Consider the following 18,381-nt stretch of genomic DNA (forward strand, 5'->3'; position numbering starts at 1 on the left):
AGATTTGAGAGAGACAAAACTCGTTTCCTCTCAATATTTTAATGGTTTTTATGGTATAATTAGCGCTTTCATTTTCTAAGCGATGGATGAAACGCTATGTTTTTTATTCGTGTGCGTTCAGTAGGATTTTTAGATATTCACGGTGTTTTATCTACTCGTAAGGGAGAACAGGTTATCAAATCCGGTACGGGGGTTTGGGTAGGGGCTCGAGGAGCCATTTTCTATCGTATAGCCTTCTAGCCTTCTTCAATGTCGTTTTTTGATTTGCAACTGTTTTTAAGAAACAGTAACGTTTCTTTTTGTCTTTTTTCACACGCCAATATTTTTTGAGATTTTTCTACTCTGTTTTACTCGGACATTCCTATCTTTTATAAGAGTTTGGAATGGGAACTATGGTTTGACAGAAACGTTATTAAAGCATAAGTCTTGGTATAGAATTCAGATGCGGAGTATTGTGGATAAGAGCACAGCGCTTTTATTTATTTCGCCTCTTAACACGGTTTTAGCTGGGGAATTTTCTTTCTTTGGCTATCGAAAAATAGACGCGCTTGATTTTGTTTTTATTTAAAGATTATAGTGATTTTTTTTAGGGAGGCGTGATTATGAAATTAACACGTACGGTTAGTGTTGCTGTGACGGGTGGAACAGGGCAAATCGCCTACAGTTTTTTGTTCGCTCTAGCTCACGGTGATGTTTTTGGTAATGATTGCGGCATTGATCTACGCGTGTATGACCTCCCAGGTTTAGAAAGAGTACTTTCCGGTGTTCGTATGGAACTCGATGATTGTGCTTATCCTCTTTTACAATCCCTACGTGTTACGACTTCTTTAGAAGATGCTTTTGATGGTATTGATGCAGCTTTTCTAATAGGAGCAGCACCCCGAGGTCCTGGAATGGAACGCTCGGATCTTTTAAAACGTAATGGAGAAATTTTTTCTCTGCAAGGTTCAGTGCTAAATACTTCTGCTAAACGAGATGCGAAGATTTTTGTCGTTGGAAATCCTGTGAATACCAATTGTTGGATTGCTATGAATCAGGCTCCAAAATTGAATAGAAGAAATTTTCATTCCATGCTCCGTTTAGATCAAAACCGTATGCATACGATGTTAGCACATCGTGCGGAAGTTCCTTTAGATGAGGTTACTAATGTTGTTATTTGGGGTAATCATTCCGCAAAACAAGTTCCTGATTTTACACAGGCATTGATTTCAGGAAAACCTGCTGTAGAGGTCATAAGTGATCGTGATTGGCTTGAAAACATTATGCTGCCTTCTATTCAAAATCGAGGAAGTGCTGTGATTGAAGCTCGTGGAAAGTCTTCTGCGGGATCTGCCGCTCGTGCTTTAGCAGAAGCTGCACGCTCTATTTTTCTTCCTAAAGATGGAGAGTGGTTCTCTACTGGGGTATGTTCCGACTATAATCCTTACGGTATCCCTGAAGATTTAATTTTTGGTTTCCCATGTCGTATGTTGCCCTCTGGGGATTACGAGATTGTTCCTGGATTATCCTGGGATGCCTTTATAAAAAATAAGATTCAAATATCCTTGGATGAAATTTCTCAGGAAAAAGCCAATGTCTCTTTGTTATAGTGCAAGTTAGTGGGGTGATTTATGACTCAATCTTTTGATGTATTAAGTCAAAATGCTTTTAAAAAGATTTTTAATAAACAGCGATTTCTTTTTATTTTTTCTAGTTTGTGCTGTTTTGGTTTTGTTTTTGCCATATTTTTAAAACTATGTTCACAGTTTGTTCTTAGTTTTTCGTTGTCGACACTAGGATTGGGAGCTTTTTTCTCTTCTTTTAGTATTGTTTGTGCTTCTGCTGTCATTGTACAGGCACTTTTAAAACAAGAATCCGCGGGAAATGTGGGTAAAATAATTTCAGCGTTTCATAAGAATTGGAAATCGCTTTGGTTATCGCTACTTGTTTCCATGCCATTTTTTATAGCTATGGTTGTAGTAAGCACAGTAATTTTACTCTCGGTATTTTTAAGCTCTTTACCTTGGATTGGTAAATTCTTTCATACCTTGCTAATTTTTGTTCCTTACCTTTCAGCAACAACTTTGATCTTGCTATTTCTAGGTGCGTTCGTATCTCTATTCTTCTGCATACCCGCTTTAAGTGATCATGATAGCATTGACTATATGCACTTACTTCGTTGTTTTCAGGGAAATATCTTGAACCAATCTATTGGGTTTGTCATAGCAGCGACACCTCTAGCTTTGTGTAGCTGGTTAGCTTTAGATTCGTTTTATTTGATGTCGCATTTAGTCTGTTTATCAGATATGAATACAGGATCATTCTTGATGGAAGTCTTAGTATTGGTCATGCCAATAGCTTTAATTCTTACACCTGCAGTTTCTTTTTTCTTTAATTTCTCTTTTGATTTTTACTTAGAGAAGCAAACCTCAAAAGAAAATCTAATTAAAGAGTGAATAGAAACTCTTTAGCTATATAAGCTGTAGATTGTTTTAATACAGCTTGAGCGAGCATATCTCCGGTAAGACCGTGATAAAGTAGACCTTTGGATCCTAGACCCCCTAGGAACCAAAGGTTTTCTTTTATTCTACTAATTACAGGTAAGCGAGTAGAACTTGATGAGCGCATTCCTGCATAATAGTTAAGGATTTTTGCTTCTTTAAGAGCGGGAAATAACGAAAGAACAGGGGGCATGATTTCGTTGTAAGCAGTAGTTTCGTCAGTAACCGGTTCGGGCTGGTTGTGTTCGAAAGTTGCTCCTAAAATGCAGGTATTATTTTCTGTATTTGCCACCATATATTTATGCGCATTGATACTAAATTGTGGCATGGCTAGGCCTTCAGGCCAAGAAATTTCTATAAGCTGACCTTTTACACTAGATAGAGGGAGTTTCTGTAATTCGGGGAGAATATGAGCATTAGCTCCGGGAGTTACAATAATGTGATCGTAAAACTCTTCGATATCTTCAATATTTTCTATAAGTTCGTCATAAAACTGCGTACCAAGATTAGCACAGGCATCCCAAAGACCGTTAATATAGGCATTATTATTTATAGTTACGCCGTTCTTTATGAATAGGGCGCCGAGATTAGAAACTATACCCGGAACTGTCATTTCACAACGTGCTTTTTCCCACCATTCTAATTCATTAGGAAATTCTTCAACGCGTTTCATGAAAATTTCGGCCTGCTCATCGTCTATAGCTGGGCGGATTATTCCTCGAGAAAGAACAATAGGGATATTTAATGCTTTACTAGCTTCTGTGATTAAGCCGTGAGTAGAGGTAATTCCTAAATCTGCAAGCGGGGGTTTACTAGCTTTTTTCCCAGTAAAGCCATGAAGGAGGCCCGAAGATAATCCCGATGCGCCATGACCTAAAGGAACGGGATCGAAAAGATCTATTGTTGCTGTTCCCTGAGAGTGTAGTAGCAAATGCCAAGTTACAGAAAGCCCAGCATACCCTGCTCCTAAAACTGCTATACGCATATGTTTACCTTGAAATCTAGGATCTTAATTAAGAACTTGTCTCTATATCTACTCCTGAGAATAAGCAAATAATGCATTAAATAACAGAGGGGAATGTAGAAGAAAAGAAAGGAGAACTAAAGAAAAAATGAGAGAGGCCCGAAAGCCTCTCCCAAAGGGTGATTGAGATCGTTATAAACGGATTTTTTCCGTTGAAAAGAGGAAAATCGCTAATAACGCTAACAAAGCAATTATTGTAATTTCTGTAACCTCTTTTTTTGCAAAAAAAGTTTTCGCATTCTTACCTTTCTTCCCAGCATCTATGTAGAATGGAATACCTAAAGCCAAGAGAATGATCGCCATAAATAGGTAATTTAAACCTCCAGCATAGATCAACCAGATAGAATAAATAACACCAAAAATTCCTGTGTATTTTGCAGTGGAAGATTTAATTGGTCCTTTATTTGGATAATTCTTGTCTTTGCTGAATTTAAAAAGAAAAGCAGCACTTGCTAAATAGGCAGGTAAAACCATCACTCCTGTAATGCTCAGCATCGTATTCCATGCATTTGTTGAAAAATATACGAGAAGCATCGCGATTTGCATAAGAGCACTCGTTATATATAACGAGACTTTAGGAGAATGCGCAGCATTTTCTATTGTGAAGATCTCTGGGAATGTACCATTTTTCGCTGCAGAATAAGGAATTTCCGCAACGATCATAGTCCAAGATAACCAACTAGAGAGTATGGCTACAAGAAGACCTATGTTCATTAAGACCTCACCCCATTTACCTACAAGAATATCTAATACTCCAGCAGTTGAAGGATTGGCAATACCAGCAAGTTGATGTTGAAATAGGGAACCAAAAGGTAGGATAGATAACAGTATGTAAACAGTTAAGCATCCTACAAAACCTAGTATAGTAGCTTTCCCAACGGCACTGGAGTTTTTCGCACGTGCCGACATAACGACAGCACCTTCGATTCCAATGAAGGCCCATAAAGTCACCAACATTGTACTTTTCAACTGGCTAGTTACTGATCCTAATAACGGTTGTGTTTTTGTAGCTGTATGTCCCCAAAAATCCGTTTTGAAAATAGCAAGTTTGAAAACGAATGCTGTGATAACAATAAATACAATAAGAGGAACGAGTTTACATACTGTTCCGATAATATTGATGAAAGACGCCTGACGGATTCCTTTAAGGACTATGAAATTGAAAACCCATATAAGGATAGAGCCTCCAATAATTGCAGGAATAGTATTTCCCCCTTTAAAATAGGGAGGAAAGAAATAATTTAATGCATCCATGGTCATAACGGCATAACCGACATTACCAAAGATTTGGCATAACCAATATCCCCAACCAATAGTAAATCCTATATAAGGTCCAAATCCTTCTCGGCTGTACATGTAGATCCCTGTTGTTAAATCAGGGCGTACTAATGAGAGAATTTTAAAAGTATTGGCAATAAAAAACATGCCTACGCCTGTCAGGATCCACGCTAAGATAATAGCTCCTGCTCCCGCGGATGCTGCCATATTTTGGGGAAGGCTAAAAATTCCTCCCCCAATCATAGAGCTAATTACCATACCTGCTAAAGCTATGGCTCCAAGATTTGTCTTGGTTTTACCCCCATTAGAAATCATGAATTCTCCTTATCTAATTGTTGCCGGATCGGCATTTTCAAAGTTGAGAAACCCTAATGCAGTTAATGAGAAGCCATACTTTTGCTTAATATTGATGTAGTTATGGAAATATTGAAATTCACTATGTTTGACAACGGAGCGAAGGTCTAGTTCATGCTGTAGGGATTTTTTTAACCACATTTTTGCATGAGATTCTGCGATCTCATCATTAATCCATGTGGGGAAAAATTCTACGTATTCCGCGGCCCATCCACCGATAAGCTCACCGTTTTTATCCTGTCCCCAGCAGATGCCAACACCTGTAGCAATTGCATGAGTACCATCTGATGTGGCAGCTCCGCGTCCAGCCATGATCACTTCTAAAACAGCACCATGTTTGAAGAATTTAACACATTGGTCTACGGGAACAATATTCCCAAAAAGTTCTTTAGGTAGTACAGATGTATAGGGAACGATGTTAAAATTTTCGACTTTCGCTTGTAAAAGAGCGGAGTCATAGCAGAAAGTTTCGAAAGGTTGAGGAGGCATTCCATCATCGGATTCTCCTACTCCTCCCGTGTGGAAGGCTAATGTTGGGTAGCGTGTCCCGTAAGGCATGTATAAACTCCTAAAGATGTAGATAATGAGGTTATAGGATTAGGTAGAGAAGTTAGCCCGAACACCGTAAACTCTAGCAGAACGTTTATCAGGTCTTCGTGCTGGATGAATGTAAATTTGTAGATCTGGAGTTAGAGAAATATGAGGTCCAAATCCTATAGTTGCAAATGTTTCTACTACAGTTTCATATTTGCGAATTTTTCTTTCCGTAACGACTTTAGGATTCACTTTGCTTATCGAGCAAGCAGCTCCTAATAGATCTTGAGAATTACGATTTATTGGATTTGCTGATGCTAATCCAAGAACATAAGAACGATTAAGATTTACTGCTGTTCCTGTAGCTCCATTCCATCTTCCAAATACATAGAGTTTTTCACCGAAGTGCTGACCAAAATTCAGTGACCATCCTGTTGTTTGTGTAGGCTGCTGAGGAACCTTTCTCGTAGAATAAATTAATGCAGAATATTGCCCACTACCTAGTGTACTTTGTGGTGCCCAAGAAAAGTAACCATAAAAGTTATAGCGGTTTCTTGTGAGATTATAGACATCAAAAGAAGTCCCTAAAATATTATAGGCATCCTGAAAACCAGCCTGGATATTTATAGAAGGGGTAGGTGTAAATTGTACATAGGCACCAATACTTCCTAAGGAATATGTCGCACTAGCATTTTGTGATAAGGCATAGCTTAAAAATCCAGATTGCTGATCGTTGTCGTATAAAGTTCCGTCTATAGAATATAAGCTATATTGGCCTAACGAAACGGTAAGCATCTCTCCTGGGAATGTCTGTGAGAATGTAAGTTGTGATAGTGTATTTGCTCGAGAGCTGTAATCGTTGATCCCACCGGCGATGCCTATAGCGTTGTTAGCATTCTCCGCGTTGTTTCTCCAATAACGTATTAGGGTATAGGAGAAATCAATACTCCCCACGCCTGCTGTAGGGCTATTGTATAACTGCCAAGAAATGCTAGGACTCATGTAAAATTGCCAAGTAGGCTGCTTTTCATCGATTGCTGTTAGGGCACCTTTTTTAGGATAAAACCATTGAGGGAGAATGGTAAAATCCACAGATATTTGAGAGTTAGTCTCTTTTTCTATCGAGTACAACAATTTTGAGATCGACAACCCCTCATCGCAAGGGTGATCTTCTAAGACATTACGTACTGGGGTAAGTATGTGACGACGAGGTTCTTGGCGTAAGGTTTCAGATGATTCTGATGTGACAGGTAAGGAGGAAGTGTCAGAATCTTTAGCGTTACTTTTTTTTAGTCTGTCGGAGTATCTATGATGATGATGCTCAGGGTGATTTGGATCGATTCCATAAGCGGGCATCGTCAACATACCGTAAGTACATAGAGCGGTTAATAGAGAAGAACGAAAAGACGCCATGAACTACCAAAAGAAAAGATACGCTGCTCTTTGTTGTGACTCTAAAAAAAAGAAGTTTTTTTATGCCATCATTTTTGGTAGAAGTTAAAGAATTATTATCTTAACACTACTCTGTCATCCGATGTCTTAAGAGTAAAGCAGCAGCTTCGTTGCTGAGAAGTTTTTGAGAGTATGTGTATTGAACCTTAGAGATTTCAGGGATATATATAGGGGGTAAGAACTTCTGAGCTGTATAGGTAATTCCTAGATAGGAAATTTTTTTTAATTTGCATAACTCACCGATACGCAAAACATTTTCCTTATGATTATCAATATAAATGATCTTTTCAGGATGAGCATCTATAGCATCTAGAAATAGTTGTAGTCCTGGCCCTTTGTGTAGTTCTTCTCCGAATAACACCCCGGAAGAAAAGAGAATCCCTTTTGGTAGATAGGTAGGCGTGGCGGGAGCTGTGCTATCTAATTCTAGGTTTAAGCTTTTCAATTGTTGCAAAGTGATATTTTTTGAAGAGTGTTTACGTTCTGTATAAGCAAAAAGTGTTTTCTTTTTTTCGTGGATCTTTGTGATGAGAATTTGCATAGCGTTTTCTATAGTTTTTACAGATCCTTTTTCTTGAAAACCTTCCCAATAGGGGTAGGTAGTTTCCCAAGCTTCATTTTCAGAAAGCCCTAATTGTTGAAATCCTTCTACTGTTTTCTGTAACCATAAGGATTGTGTTAATGCTTGAGCGCCTTCTAATAAAGTGTCATCAAGATCAAATATTAACCAAAAGTCACTGCTATCATAAAGGATATCACCTGCGATCTCATGAATAGATTTTACCTCTACATAACGTGCGGTTTCACTGCTGTAAATAGCTAGAGGGAAAAGAAAAAAGAAAAATAGACAATATTTTTGCATATGCTTTCGAATAAAAAATTTTAAAAAGCATAAGGCAAAACAAGGATTTTTTACATGGCATTAACGATATTTTCCACACTCATACGGAATCTCTCACTATCTTCTTCAGAGAGCTTCCCAGGGAACCATAGAGAAAATTGTAGTAAAGCCTGCTCTGCAAACATTTCGTATCCATAAAGGATGCGGCATCCTTGCATTTTAGCCTTTCTTGTGTAGGTAGATTCTTTAGGTAATGTATTGATATCGATAATTACAGGAGGGGAGATTTCAGGGATTTCTACATTAGGGGGAAGGCATAAAACCAAGATATCTATATTGTGATTTTCTGATAGAGAGCTTAAAGGAAATGCATTCCCATTACATAACTCAGCGAGTTTTTCAGCATTAGCTTTTGTCCGGTTGAAAATACTAATACGAGCTCCTGAATAAGCAAATGTTGTTGCTATAGCCATTGCTGCTCCTCCGGAGCCTACAATAGCTACATGTGTATTTTGTAAGGCAATATTTTTGCGTTTCAAAAGGTTTAATAGCCCCGAACCGTCTGTATTGTATCCCGTGATCTTATTATCATTGAAAACTAGAGTATTGCAAGATTGACAATGTTTTACAGAAGTGTCAAGAACATCGATATAATCAAGAACATCCGTTTTAAAAGGCATGGTTACACTAAGCCCACGAAAAGGGAGATCTCGCGTTAGAGAGAAAAATTCTTTAAGTTCTTGAGATGTTAAAAGAATTTTTATGTAGCTCATTTTCATATTGAGTTCTGAGAACAGCTTATTGTGGGAAAGATGACTGATACTACGATCTACGGGATTGCCAATAAGACCATAAATACTGGCTTCTGAAGAGAGATTGGCATAGTTATATGCTAATAGATCTTCTATAGAAAGTTGTCCTGGAGCTACTTTAGGAGCATTTATCCCCGAAGCATAATTAATAGCATTTTTCATTAATGGCGAAAGTATGCGAGAGGCAATTCCTTCATTGCCCATGCAAAGTACTGTAGTATTTTCGGGAAGATGTTTTTTTATCTGTATATAACGGAGAGTGTCTATGGATTTGGTTGAGGTAATAGCGATTTTATAATGATGTGCTTGTTGTTTTAGCATATCGTTATAAAGGTTCGGAACGTATTCTGAAGTTTTGCTATGATATGAAAGAATAATCTTTATATTAGGGTATTGATTTTGGATCGTTCTTAAGGCTTCTTTAGGAAAGTCTTTATCGATATCGAGATAATCAGGCTGTAATTTTGCTAGTTCCATGGTGCGTTCTACCCATGCTGATTCCGATAAACTAGCGTGTTTTTTTAATGTGAGAATAGGTTTCTTTGCTAAAGAAACCAAGTGTTTTAGCTGATCTGATGATAGAGATAAAAGATAGTCGATGCGCAATTCTATACTATCTACTAGAGGTAACGAATGCAAAAGTTGTTGTTTTGCCTCTGAAAAAGAAGGACCGCTAATTGTTGCACATAACATGACATTCACTTTTTAGAACTTCATAAAGGATATCCATTTTTGGTGTTGCACAATAAGTACCATTATAAGGAGCAACTCTTCCTAAATGTTCTATCATGACCATTCTTACAGCTTTTTTCGATAGATTTTTCTTATCATAACCGAGTGTGTGGATAATATTTTCCGGATTATAAAATCCGTTATGAAGATGTTGTGGGATCAAAGATCGTAGTTCTTCAAGAGTTGTAGGCAAATAGAAATGTTTTAATAAATTGTATAACTGCTCAATAAGATAAGGATTTTTCATAATTCCTGATTCTAGAGAAATTCTCATTTCTATCATCATTCCTACACTTACTGCTAATCCATGAGGGATATACCCTTTGGATAACGTTTCTATTGCATGGGCAATCGTATGACCAAAATTGAGTATTTTTCTTAGATTCTTATCTTTAGGATCTTTAGCAACAATAGCAGCTTTAATCATGCAGTTTCTTTTAATAAACTCATTGAGAATTTCCCGGGAAGAAAAGAGCATGTCACTATAATTATGTAAAAACTCCCATATATACGCGTCGGCAATACACCCGTGTTTTATGGATTCAGAAATTCCATGAAACCATTCTTTCTTTGGTAATGTTGCTAAGAACTCAGGACATATCCACACATCTTTCGGGGGATAAAAAGTTCCTAGACGATTTTTTAATCCTCGTAGATTGATACCGTTTTTCCCACCGATGCTTGCGTCAATCATTGCTGTCATTGTTGTGGGAATTAAAAATAACTGAACCCCTCGACAATATGTAGAAGCCAGGAATCCTGCCATATCTAAAACTATACCCCCACCGATACCAATAATTGTAGATCCTAAAGAAACATCTTGATCCACAAGCTGGTTTTGTAGAGAAATAAAGATTTCCCACGTTTTATTTTTTTCTCCAGGGGGGAATGTCAATAGGATTACCTTGTAACCTAAAGAATCCATGAAATCTAAGATGGGAGGAAGAATTTCTTCTGCCACATGGAGATCGCTAATAATTACAATAGGAAAATTCGTAGATATTGAAGAAAATAACTTCTTATTGAAGAAATTTTCCACGAGTTTAACGTTGTGCGGGTCGGAGATAAAATTCTCTATCATAGCTTAGCACACCGTTGTTGTAATAATAAATCAGCAAGAACAAGATTTACCATTGCTTCTACAACACCCACAGCCCTTATAGCTACACAAGGATCATGACGACCCTCTTTTTGTGTAGCATAAATAGTTGGTTCTCCAGTTTTTGTTGCTGTGAAGCAAGGTTTCCTAATGGAAGATGTAGGCTTAAATGCTACGCGTCCATGGAGAGGCATTCCTAAGGTAATTCCTCCCAGAGATCCTCCACAGTTATTCGACCCCATAGAGATATTCCCATCTTCAATTATAAATGGATCGATATATTCTGATCCAAATCTATCTGCGGAAGCAAATCCTAAGCCTATTTCAAATCCTTTAGCAGCGGGAATGCTCATAAGTGCTGAGGCTAAGACTGCCTGCACTTTATTAAAAACTGGCTCGCCAAGACTTTCATGAATAGGAGAAGTAATAAAAGATACTACTCCGCCTAAAGAGTCTTGTTCATTTTGCAGGCTAGTTAATATTTGTGAAATAGAGTCCTTATCGATAGGAGAAAGGAAAGGAGAACTATAGATACTTTGCGCGAATTCTTTAGAGAATTTCGGATATTCTTCAATAGATTCTTTTCCGATTTTAGATAAGAAGGCTAAACAATGAATATCGTGGTGAGCAAGAATCTTTGCTGCGACAACCCCTGCTGCTACACGACATGCCGTTTCTCTGGCGGAGGATCTTCCTCCTCCTAGAGGATCTACAATACCATATTTTTTTTCATAAGCAAATTGTCCGTGACCAGGACGATAACGATCATCTTGCTTAAGATACGTATCACTTTTTACATCGGTATTGAAAATTTGGAGGGAAATAGGAGTTCCCGTTGTCTTTCCTTGATATACTCCGGAAAGAATATGAACGTTATCGGTTTCTCTGCGAGGAGATGTTCCAGGTCTTCCGGGGGATCTACGTGACATTGCCGGGACGAAATCCTCAGGTTCAAGCAGTAGACCTGCAGGACAACCGTCGATAACAACCCCAACAGAGGGCCCGTGAGATTCCCCCCACGTGGTCAGAGAAAATAAAGAACCGAATCGATTTCTCATTGATTTAGTAAAGTATTAAGAGATTCGCATGCAGATAACAACGAATGCTTGTCTAAGAGATCTACATGATCTAGAGGAAAAGTATAATTCGCTACACGTTGCATATGATCTATACGTTGTTGTAAGATTTCTTCTACATTGGGCGCACGCTTTAATCTTTCAGGAAGGCCCCGCTTCAAGAGTCGTTTATGAATTTCAATAACGGGAAGAGATAGATAGACCAAAGTTCCCCTGTTCTTAATTATAGCACAAGCTTCTTCGTGCATAATTGTACCTCCACCCAAAGCTGTGACGCTATTATCTAGGGGTAAAGAGCGTAGGGCTTCTATTTCTAAAGATGTAAATACCTCGTCTCCAACAGATTGAAATATCTCGCATGCTGAGGAATATAGCTCGTTGCCATAGTTACTTACAATTAAATCATCGATATCAAAGAAAGAAATCGATAGATAGTTAGCGAAGGCGCGACCCAGCAAGGTCTTGCCTACGGTTGGTAGCCCGCACAGAAATAGATTCATAGTATTCCTGAATATTTGTGTTTAGGGAATTTAAAATTTGTATAAAATTTGGAAAAGTTTTTTTTATACATTCAGTATCAGAGATAATACTATCTCCAGAGGCATACATCGCTGCTATAGATAACGCCATGGCTATTCTGTGATCATTATGGGAATCCATACAAGCTCCATATAGAGGACTAGGATTGATGAGCAAACCATCATGACAGGGTTGAATACATGCACCCATTTTTTGCAGTTCTTCGGTAATAGCAATAATGCGATCGCTTTCTTTATCTTTAGCTCCTCGAGCATTATATAGATGTGATGGGGAGGTAGCAAAGCAGCAGAGAACCGCAAGGATAGGAAGAGCATCGATAAAGGGATCCATATCTATATTCCCACCAGAGAATGTTGAGGGGAAAACAATAACGGTATTGCTTTCAAAAACAATATTTGCTCCCAGCTTCTGAAGGAGAAATAACAATTCTTTATCTCCTTGGACATCATCGACATTAAGATTTTCTAAGTATGTAGGATGTGGGGATTGAGAAAGTAGTGCAGCAGCAACAAGAAATGCAGCACTACTAAAATCACCCCCAACAGTATAGGAAAAAGCTTCGGGTTGAGCTTTTCCTGGAAATGAATAGGTGTCTTCTGATTGTGAATAGGGGATGGCTAATTGTTCTAACCACCATAAGGTCAATTTAAACCAGGGTCGTTCTTTAGGATTGATTATAGTAAACGAGAAAGGACCTTCTGCTAAAGAGCATGCCATTGCGAGCGCTGAGGCATATTGCGAATCGTCTCCTAGGACTTCAGTATATCCTGAAGAAATAGGTCCTGAAACAGAGAAAGGGATTGTGTGGAGATCTCCTTGATACGAGAATGTAGCTCCGAAATTTTCTAAGGCTCGGATTAATGGAGCTATGGGACGCCTTTGTAGTTGGGAAGATCCTGTAATTGTTATTTTTTCAGAAAATATCGCTGCAATTGCTGTGAAAAAACGAAAAACGATTCCTGAACTTCCTGCATCGATAACCGTGTTTTTTGGTAATCTAAGATTGGAGGTTCCTGTAATTTCAAGAGATGTAGAGCTTTTATGAATCTTTGCTCCAAGTTGCTCACAAACTCGAATCATTACTTCTGAATCAGGAGATTCTAAGACGTTATTTATTATTGAAGTGCCATGAGATATAGAAGCCCAAAAAATTGCTCGTAGAGTATGGGACTTCGATGGAGGAATGGTAACATTGCCAGAAACAGACGAAGGAGAAATCTTATAAGCAAGCATTTTGGCTAACTTATTTTAGTTTTCCAAAAGCTTGCCTGAATTATTATTTATCGTCTAAGAAAATGTAATTCTTATAAGGTTAAACTGAGCAGGTTGTTTCTGTTAGTTTTTCTAAATAACTTAGTAGCTGTAAGCATAACGTGCTTTCGAACTCGCAAGCATAAGAAAGAAGTTCTTCCGCATGAGGTATTGTTGCTAATTCTGATTCCATTTCTGCTAAATGTTCCTGCTCTTCTAAGATGATTGATTTTATTGTAATCTTGCTTCCTGCATCTTTCAAAACATTATGATAGATAGGATAGAGTTCGGAAGCGCGCATTTCTATAGCAGAAGTTACAAGTACATAGGCAGTAGTTTTTAATGCTTGTCCAGAAAGATGGTATTGATTTTTAAGTACCCTACATGTGCGCAAATCTAGGAGATGCAAATAATACTTTATTCCATACGTCCCTAGCATTTGTCCTAGAGAGTAATCGAGAAAAGGTTCATTGGAGATTCTCGATATTTGTGTTTTTAGATAAAACGCATGACGGAATTCTTCAGCAGCATGTTTTAATACTTCTCTTTTCACTTGTGTAGGATGCTCGCTAGCTGAGATTTTTTTTGCCCCACAGTTTTCTAAAAAGGACAATGTATTGATCCATTTACTGTGTAAATCATCAGAGGCAACTATATTCTTAAGGACAGATTGCCAACGTGTTGCACAGGATGCAAATGTTTTTATTGTACTCGTAAGCATAGGGCCTCCTGGAGATAATGATAAATTCTATGAAGGTCTTCCTCATGGATGCAATAGGGAGGAAGCACGTAAATGGTATTTCCTAAAGGACGTAAAATTATGTGGTTTTCTATAAAAAAATCATAGAGCGTGTCACGTAAATTAGAAAAATATCCTAATGAAGATGTGGGATAGTCTATAGCAAGCACTGTTCCTAAAACATCACAACGTTGCCAATGTGCTCCATAATGTGATTGGAAGTGTTTATGACAATTCTCAATCATTTCTCGTTGATGTCTACATTGAGGAGATAACGTCAGATCTAAAGAAGCGAGAGCTGCCGCACATCCTAAGGGATTCCCTGTATAGGTATGGCCGTGGAGAAACGCTTCTCTGCGGTCTTTAGATACAAAAGCTTGATAAATCTCTTCTCGGACTACAGTCACAGCAAAGGGAAGAAATCCTCCTGTCAATCCCTTAGAAAGACAAATTATATCAGGAGGTGTTTGGATAAATTCTGAAGCAAATAACGGTCCTGTACGTCCAAACCCTGTAAGAATTTCATCAGCTATACATAGCACGCCATAATGTTTAGCGAGTTCTAGGATAGCATTCAGTCCTTCAGGATTATGTATGCGCATGCCTGCTACGCCCTGTAAAACAGGCTCATAAATAAATCCTGCAATTTCTCCAGTAGCAAATAGAGCTTCTGCTTGTTGTATAGAAATATCTTCTTTTCCGTAATAAGGAGGCTCTATAGTGTTCGTAGGAAAAAATAAGGATTGGAAAGGTTTGTTTATATCTGTAGGTCCTACTACAGACATAGCTCCGAAAGTGTCGCCGTGATAACCATTTGCTAAAGATACAAAACGTGTCTTTTTTATTCCTCGATTGTAGAAATATTGTAGAGCAATTTTTATAGCTATTTCTATAGAGCAAGACCCGTTGTCAGAGAAAAAACAACGTTCTAAGCCCTGAGGAAGAATTTGAGTGAGTTTTTGTGAGAGCTCTTCAGCAGGAGAATGTGTAATATTAGAAAAAATTACATGTTCTAATTGATCCGCCTGCTCAGAGATTTTCTTGGCAATATAGGGATGAGTGTGTCCGTGGAGGTTACACCACCAAGAAGATATAGCATCAAGATAGGCTGTTCCAGATTCTGTGTAGAGATAGGCACCTTCTCCACGTGTAATATGGATAGGGTTATGGTCTAACCCTGGCTGAGCAAAGGGATGCCATATCTTAGAATGTGTTTTCTTTGTAGAAGTATATTTTACATCTTGAGGCATAGTTTTTCTTCTTTAATTTTCCAGGTTTCCTTCCATAGATTCGCGTAGTGTTGTACTGTTTCTTTAGAGATGGTGGTTTCGTGATTTAAACGTCCTAAAAAAGGTGCCCCTGTCATATTAAGTAGCCATTTTTCTTCTTCCTCAGAATATTGATTGAGAACCATACCTAAGATATTTAAGTTTCTTGCTCGCATGGCCTCTATTGTCAAACATGTGTGATTAATACTTCCTAAATAACCTTTGCTCACAAGTACCCAAGAGCATGGCCATTTAGCAAAGACATCTCCCTGTAGGGAGTTTGGTGTGCATGGCGAGAGAAATCCTCCAGAAGTTTCAATAATCAATGTAGCTTGTGTTTCTGGGAGGGAGATATTGTCTTCATGAATGAGAATATTGTCAGCTTGTGCTGCTTGATGTGCTGCTAGCGGATGGGTAAATCGATAAGCTTCTTCATGACATAAAGTTCCTGAGAGTTCATGAACTATCCTGCTATCAGAACGTTCTAAAGACCCTGCTTGTATCGGTTTCCAATATTCTGCCTGAAGTAAACTAGTTAAGATCGCACTGACAAAAGTCTTGCCTACTTCTGTATCAATTCCTGCTACGATAATATGCATAAGCTTTCTTGAATTTCATATAATTTATTCAGAAATTCTGTGATTTCACTTTTTGTATTAAATGCGTGAAGACAGATTCGTAATAATTCTTCTTTTTGTTTTACCGTTGGGCTCACAATAGGACGTACGTCAAATCCAGAATTTTGTAGTTTACTAGCTGCGGTATGTACTTGTGTGCTTCCTGATATACATAGGGGCTGAATTGGAGTATTGACATTGTCTTGAAGTATAGGGAGTTGCATGCTTTTGGCATTTTCTCGGAAATAGACAATCAGCTCTTGGAGATTTTTTCTAGGAACTGTAGCTTTTTCATTGTATTGATAAGCGAGGTGTATCATTGTAACCGCATGGGGAGGTAGAGCAGTTGTATAGATAAAAGGACGAGAGAAATTAATGAGGTAGTCCTTAAGAAGTTTACTACCTACAATAGCTGCACCATGAATTCCTAAAGCTTTTCCAAAAGTATATACAGTTGCTGCCACATCATTTTGCAAGCCTAAAGAAGCTACAAGCCCTTCTCCTTTATCTCCAAAGATACCTATAGAATGCGCCTCATCAACAATAAGATGAGCTGAATATTTCTTACATAATTCACAGATAGTTTTTAGAGGAGATACAGAACCATGTAGAGAATATACAGATTCTACACAGACAAATGTCTCTCCACGGTGGGGTTGCGATAAGCGTTTTTCTAAATGCTCAATATCATTATGACGAAAGGGGATGCTTTGAGCTTTAGAAAGACGAATTCCATCGTGAATAGAAGCATGGATATATATATCATGAATCACACGGTCTTTCTGAGAGGCTAATGCAGAAATTAACCCCAAATTTGCTGTATATCCCGAATTAAATATCAATGCGCTTTCTCTATTGTGATAGGCAGCAATGTATTGTTCCACACGATCTGCTAACAGAGATTGCCCTGTGAGCAGACGTGATCCTGTAGAACCTAGGGAATGGGTATGATCTAATGTATTAGAGAGTGCTTGTTTCAATTCTAATGATCTAGCAAAGCCTAGATAGTCATTAGATGTGAAATCTATAGTCGCCGAGGTCGTTTTTAAAGTTCGATACGTGTTTCTATGTTTTTGTTTCTCTAGTCTTTCTGTTAGCAGGTCGCAGATTGGCATGGCTGCCCTCTTTTCATTGAGAATGCTGGACGGTGACGCATCCCAAGTAAATTCAGCATAGCAGTATCTTCATTCATATCGTTGTTATCTACGGTTAGAAGCTTCTCTCCATAGAAAATAGAATTCGCTCCCGCGATGAAACATAGCGTTTGTTGTTCTACAGATAGAAAAGCGCGCCCTGCAGCGAGACGTACCATAGAATGAGGAAATACAATCCGTGCTGTAGCTATTGTGCGTAATATTTCCCAAAAGGATATCGATTCTTGATCTTGAAGAGGAGTTCCTTCTATAGGCCAGAGTACATTTACAGGCACAGATTCTGGCATGCGTTCTCTACAAGCTAGAGTATGGAGTAATCCGATACGATCATCGGCAGTTTCTCCCATACCAACAATCCCACCGCAACATGTGCTAATTCCGGATTTCTCAACTACATCTAAAGTTCTCAAACGATCTTCATATTTTCTTGTAGTAATGATAGTTTTATAAAATCCTTCAGAAGAGTCTAAATTATGATTATAAGCATAAAGACCGGCCTCATAAAGTTTTTCTGCTTGGCTAGCAGTTAACATTCCTAAAGCACAACAAACCTCAGCTCCCATATTTGTAATACCCTTGATCATTTCCAGGGTGCGATCAAATTGATGATTATCCTTTACCTCTCTCCAAGCAGCTCCTAGGCAGACACGCGTAGCTCCCGAGTCTACAGCATGTTTTGCTCGGTCCATAACTTCAGTGATTTTCATCATTGGTTCGGGTTTGACATTAGTTTGGTAGCGGGAAGATTGTGCGCAATAGGCGCAATCCTCAGTGCAACCTCCTGTTTTTATCGAAACTAGATAACAAGTCTGTAATTCTGAATGGGGAAAGTTACTTCTTAGTATAGCATTCGCTCTATGAATTAATTCAAAAACGGGTGTGTCATATACTTCTTTAATAGCTTCTAATGACCATTGTTCAGGGCATTCATTCATAAATAATATTTTCCTAGAAAGAGGTTGAAAACGTAGACAAAGGAGACAATTTTTAACACAGAATCTGTAGAAAGTCAATATTAACAGAGTTTTGAAAAACTATGTTAAAGCATTTAAAATTAGAAAGATAAACGTGCGTTTTATTTAGATTTAAAACTAACTTAACTAATAAGTGTGTTTAATAAGATGGGATTG

At 38.2% G+C, this 18,381-nt stretch carries 18 protein-coding genes; 3 read left to right on the plus strand and 15 right to left on the minus strand.

Annotation, left to right across the window (positions count from 1 at the left end; all coding sequences use genetic code 11):
- Positions 1-96 precede the first annotated feature (96 nt).
- From ltuA to O6937_RS04690, 3 genes are all read left to right on the plus strand, one after another.
- Positions 97-240: a protein LtuA gene (gene ltuA / locus O6937_RS04680; RefSeq protein WP_213241346.1), complete on the plus strand. Its 144-nt coding sequence runs from the start codon at positions 97-99 to the stop codon at positions 238-240.
- A gap of 362 nt (positions 241-602) precedes the next feature.
- Positions 603-1,589: a malate dehydrogenase gene (locus O6937_RS04685; protein WP_332390491.1), complete on the plus strand. Its 987-nt coding sequence runs from the start codon at positions 603-605 to the stop codon at positions 1,587-1,589.
- A gap of 21 nt (positions 1,590-1,610) precedes the next feature.
- A complete protein-coding gene (locus O6937_RS04690) occupies positions 1,611-2,435 on the plus strand; it encodes a hypothetical protein (protein WP_332390492.1) in 825 nt (274 codons plus the stop codon).
- Here the strand turns inward: O6937_RS04690 and O6937_RS04695 are convergent.
- The 15 genes from O6937_RS04695 to bioB all read right to left on the minus strand — a co-directional run bounded on the left by O6937_RS04695 (position 2,425) and on the right by bioB (position 18,186).
- The gene (locus tag O6937_RS04695; protein ID WP_332390493.1) at positions 2,425-3,465 is read right to left on the minus strand and encodes an FAD-dependent oxidoreductase; all 1,041 of its coding nucleotides are present in this window, start codon (positions 3,463-3,465) and stop codon (positions 2,425-2,427) included. The two genes, O6937_RS04690 and O6937_RS04695, sit on opposite strands and share 11 nt — an antisense overlap.
- Positions 3,466-3,636: 171 nt before the next feature.
- Positions 3,637-5,097 carry an arginine/agmatine antiporter AaxC gene (gene aaxC / locus O6937_RS04700; RefSeq protein WP_332390494.1) on the minus strand — a complete coding sequence of 487 codons (1,461 nt, stop codon included), beginning with the start codon at positions 5,095-5,097 and terminating at the stop codon, positions 3,637-3,639.
- 9 nt (positions 5,098-5,106) lie between these two features.
- Positions 5,107-5,694, minus strand: a complete 588-nt coding sequence (aaxB, locus tag O6937_RS04705) for a pyruvoyl-dependent arginine decarboxylase AaxB (protein ID WP_332390495.1) — start codon at positions 5,692-5,694, stop codon at positions 5,107-5,109.
- A 39-nt stretch (positions 5,695-5,733) separates the two neighbouring features.
- The gene (aaxA, locus tag O6937_RS04710) at positions 5,734-7,083 is read right to left on the minus strand and encodes a porin AaxA (RefSeq protein WP_332390496.1); all 1,350 of its coding nucleotides are present in this window, start codon (positions 7,081-7,083) and stop codon (positions 5,734-5,736) included.
- Between the two features lie 106 nt (positions 7,084-7,189).
- Positions 7,190-7,984 (minus strand): DUF2608 domain-containing protein, encoded by a 795-nt coding sequence (locus tag O6937_RS04715; RefSeq protein WP_332390497.1) that lies wholly within the window; start codon positions 7,982-7,984, stop codon positions 7,190-7,192.
- Between the two features lie 50 nt (positions 7,985-8,034).
- Complete coding sequence (locus tag O6937_RS04720; protein ID WP_332390498.1) at positions 8,035-9,468, minus strand: bifunctional 3-dehydroquinate dehydratase/shikimate dehydrogenase; 1,434 nt, start codon at positions 9,466-9,468, stop codon at positions 8,035-8,037.
- Entirely contained in the window at positions 9,449-10,588 is a 1,140-nt protein-coding gene (gene aroB, locus O6937_RS04725; RefSeq protein ID WP_332390499.1) for a 3-dehydroquinate synthase, read from the minus strand. The genes O6937_RS04720 and aroB overlap by 20 nt, the downstream gene beginning before the upstream one ends.
- Positions 10,585-11,664, minus strand: a complete 1,080-nt coding sequence (aroC, locus tag O6937_RS04730) for a chorismate synthase (RefSeq protein ID WP_332390500.1) — start codon at positions 11,662-11,664, stop codon at positions 10,585-10,587. The genes aroB and aroC overlap by 4 nt, the downstream gene beginning before the upstream one ends.
- Positions 11,661-12,182: a shikimate kinase gene (locus O6937_RS04735; protein ID WP_332390501.1), complete on the minus strand. Its 522-nt coding sequence runs from the start codon at positions 12,180-12,182 to the stop codon at positions 11,661-11,663. Before O6937_RS04735 ends, aroC begins: the two co-directional genes overlap by 4 nt.
- Complete coding sequence (gene aroA, locus O6937_RS04740) at positions 12,118-13,455, minus strand: 3-phosphoshikimate 1-carboxyvinyltransferase (protein WP_332390502.1); 1,338 nt, start codon at positions 13,453-13,455, stop codon at positions 12,118-12,120. The genes O6937_RS04735 and aroA overlap by 65 nt, the downstream gene beginning before the upstream one ends.
- A 79-nt stretch (positions 13,456-13,534) precedes the next feature.
- Entirely contained in the window at positions 13,535-14,194 is a 660-nt protein-coding gene (locus tag O6937_RS04745) for a hypothetical protein (protein ID WP_332390503.1), read from the minus strand.
- Entirely contained in the window at positions 14,176-15,462 is a 1,287-nt protein-coding gene (bioA, locus tag O6937_RS04750; RefSeq protein WP_332390504.1) for an adenosylmethionine--8-amino-7-oxononanoate transaminase, read from the minus strand. Before bioA ends, O6937_RS04745 begins: the two co-directional genes overlap by 19 nt.
- A complete protein-coding gene (gene bioD / locus O6937_RS04755; RefSeq protein WP_332390505.1) occupies positions 15,447-16,079 on the minus strand; it encodes a dethiobiotin synthase in 633 nt (210 codons plus the stop codon). The genes bioA and bioD overlap by 16 nt, the downstream gene beginning before the upstream one ends.
- Positions 16,064-17,212, minus strand: coding sequence for an aminotransferase class I/II-fold pyridoxal phosphate-dependent enzyme (locus O6937_RS04760; RefSeq protein WP_332390506.1), 1,149 nt, complete (start codon positions 17,210-17,212; stop codon positions 16,064-16,066). The genes bioD and O6937_RS04760 overlap by 16 nt, the downstream gene beginning before the upstream one ends.
- A complete protein-coding gene (gene bioB / locus O6937_RS04765; RefSeq protein ID WP_332390507.1) occupies positions 17,191-18,186 on the minus strand; it encodes a biotin synthase BioB in 996 nt (331 codons plus the stop codon). The genes O6937_RS04760 and bioB overlap by 22 nt, the downstream gene beginning before the upstream one ends.
- Positions 18,187-18,381 lie beyond the last annotated feature (195 nt).

The organism is Chlamydia sp. 04-14 (genome assembly GCF_036632095.1).
GTDB lineage: Bacteria > Chlamydiota > Chlamydiia > Chlamydiales > Chlamydiaceae > Chlamydia.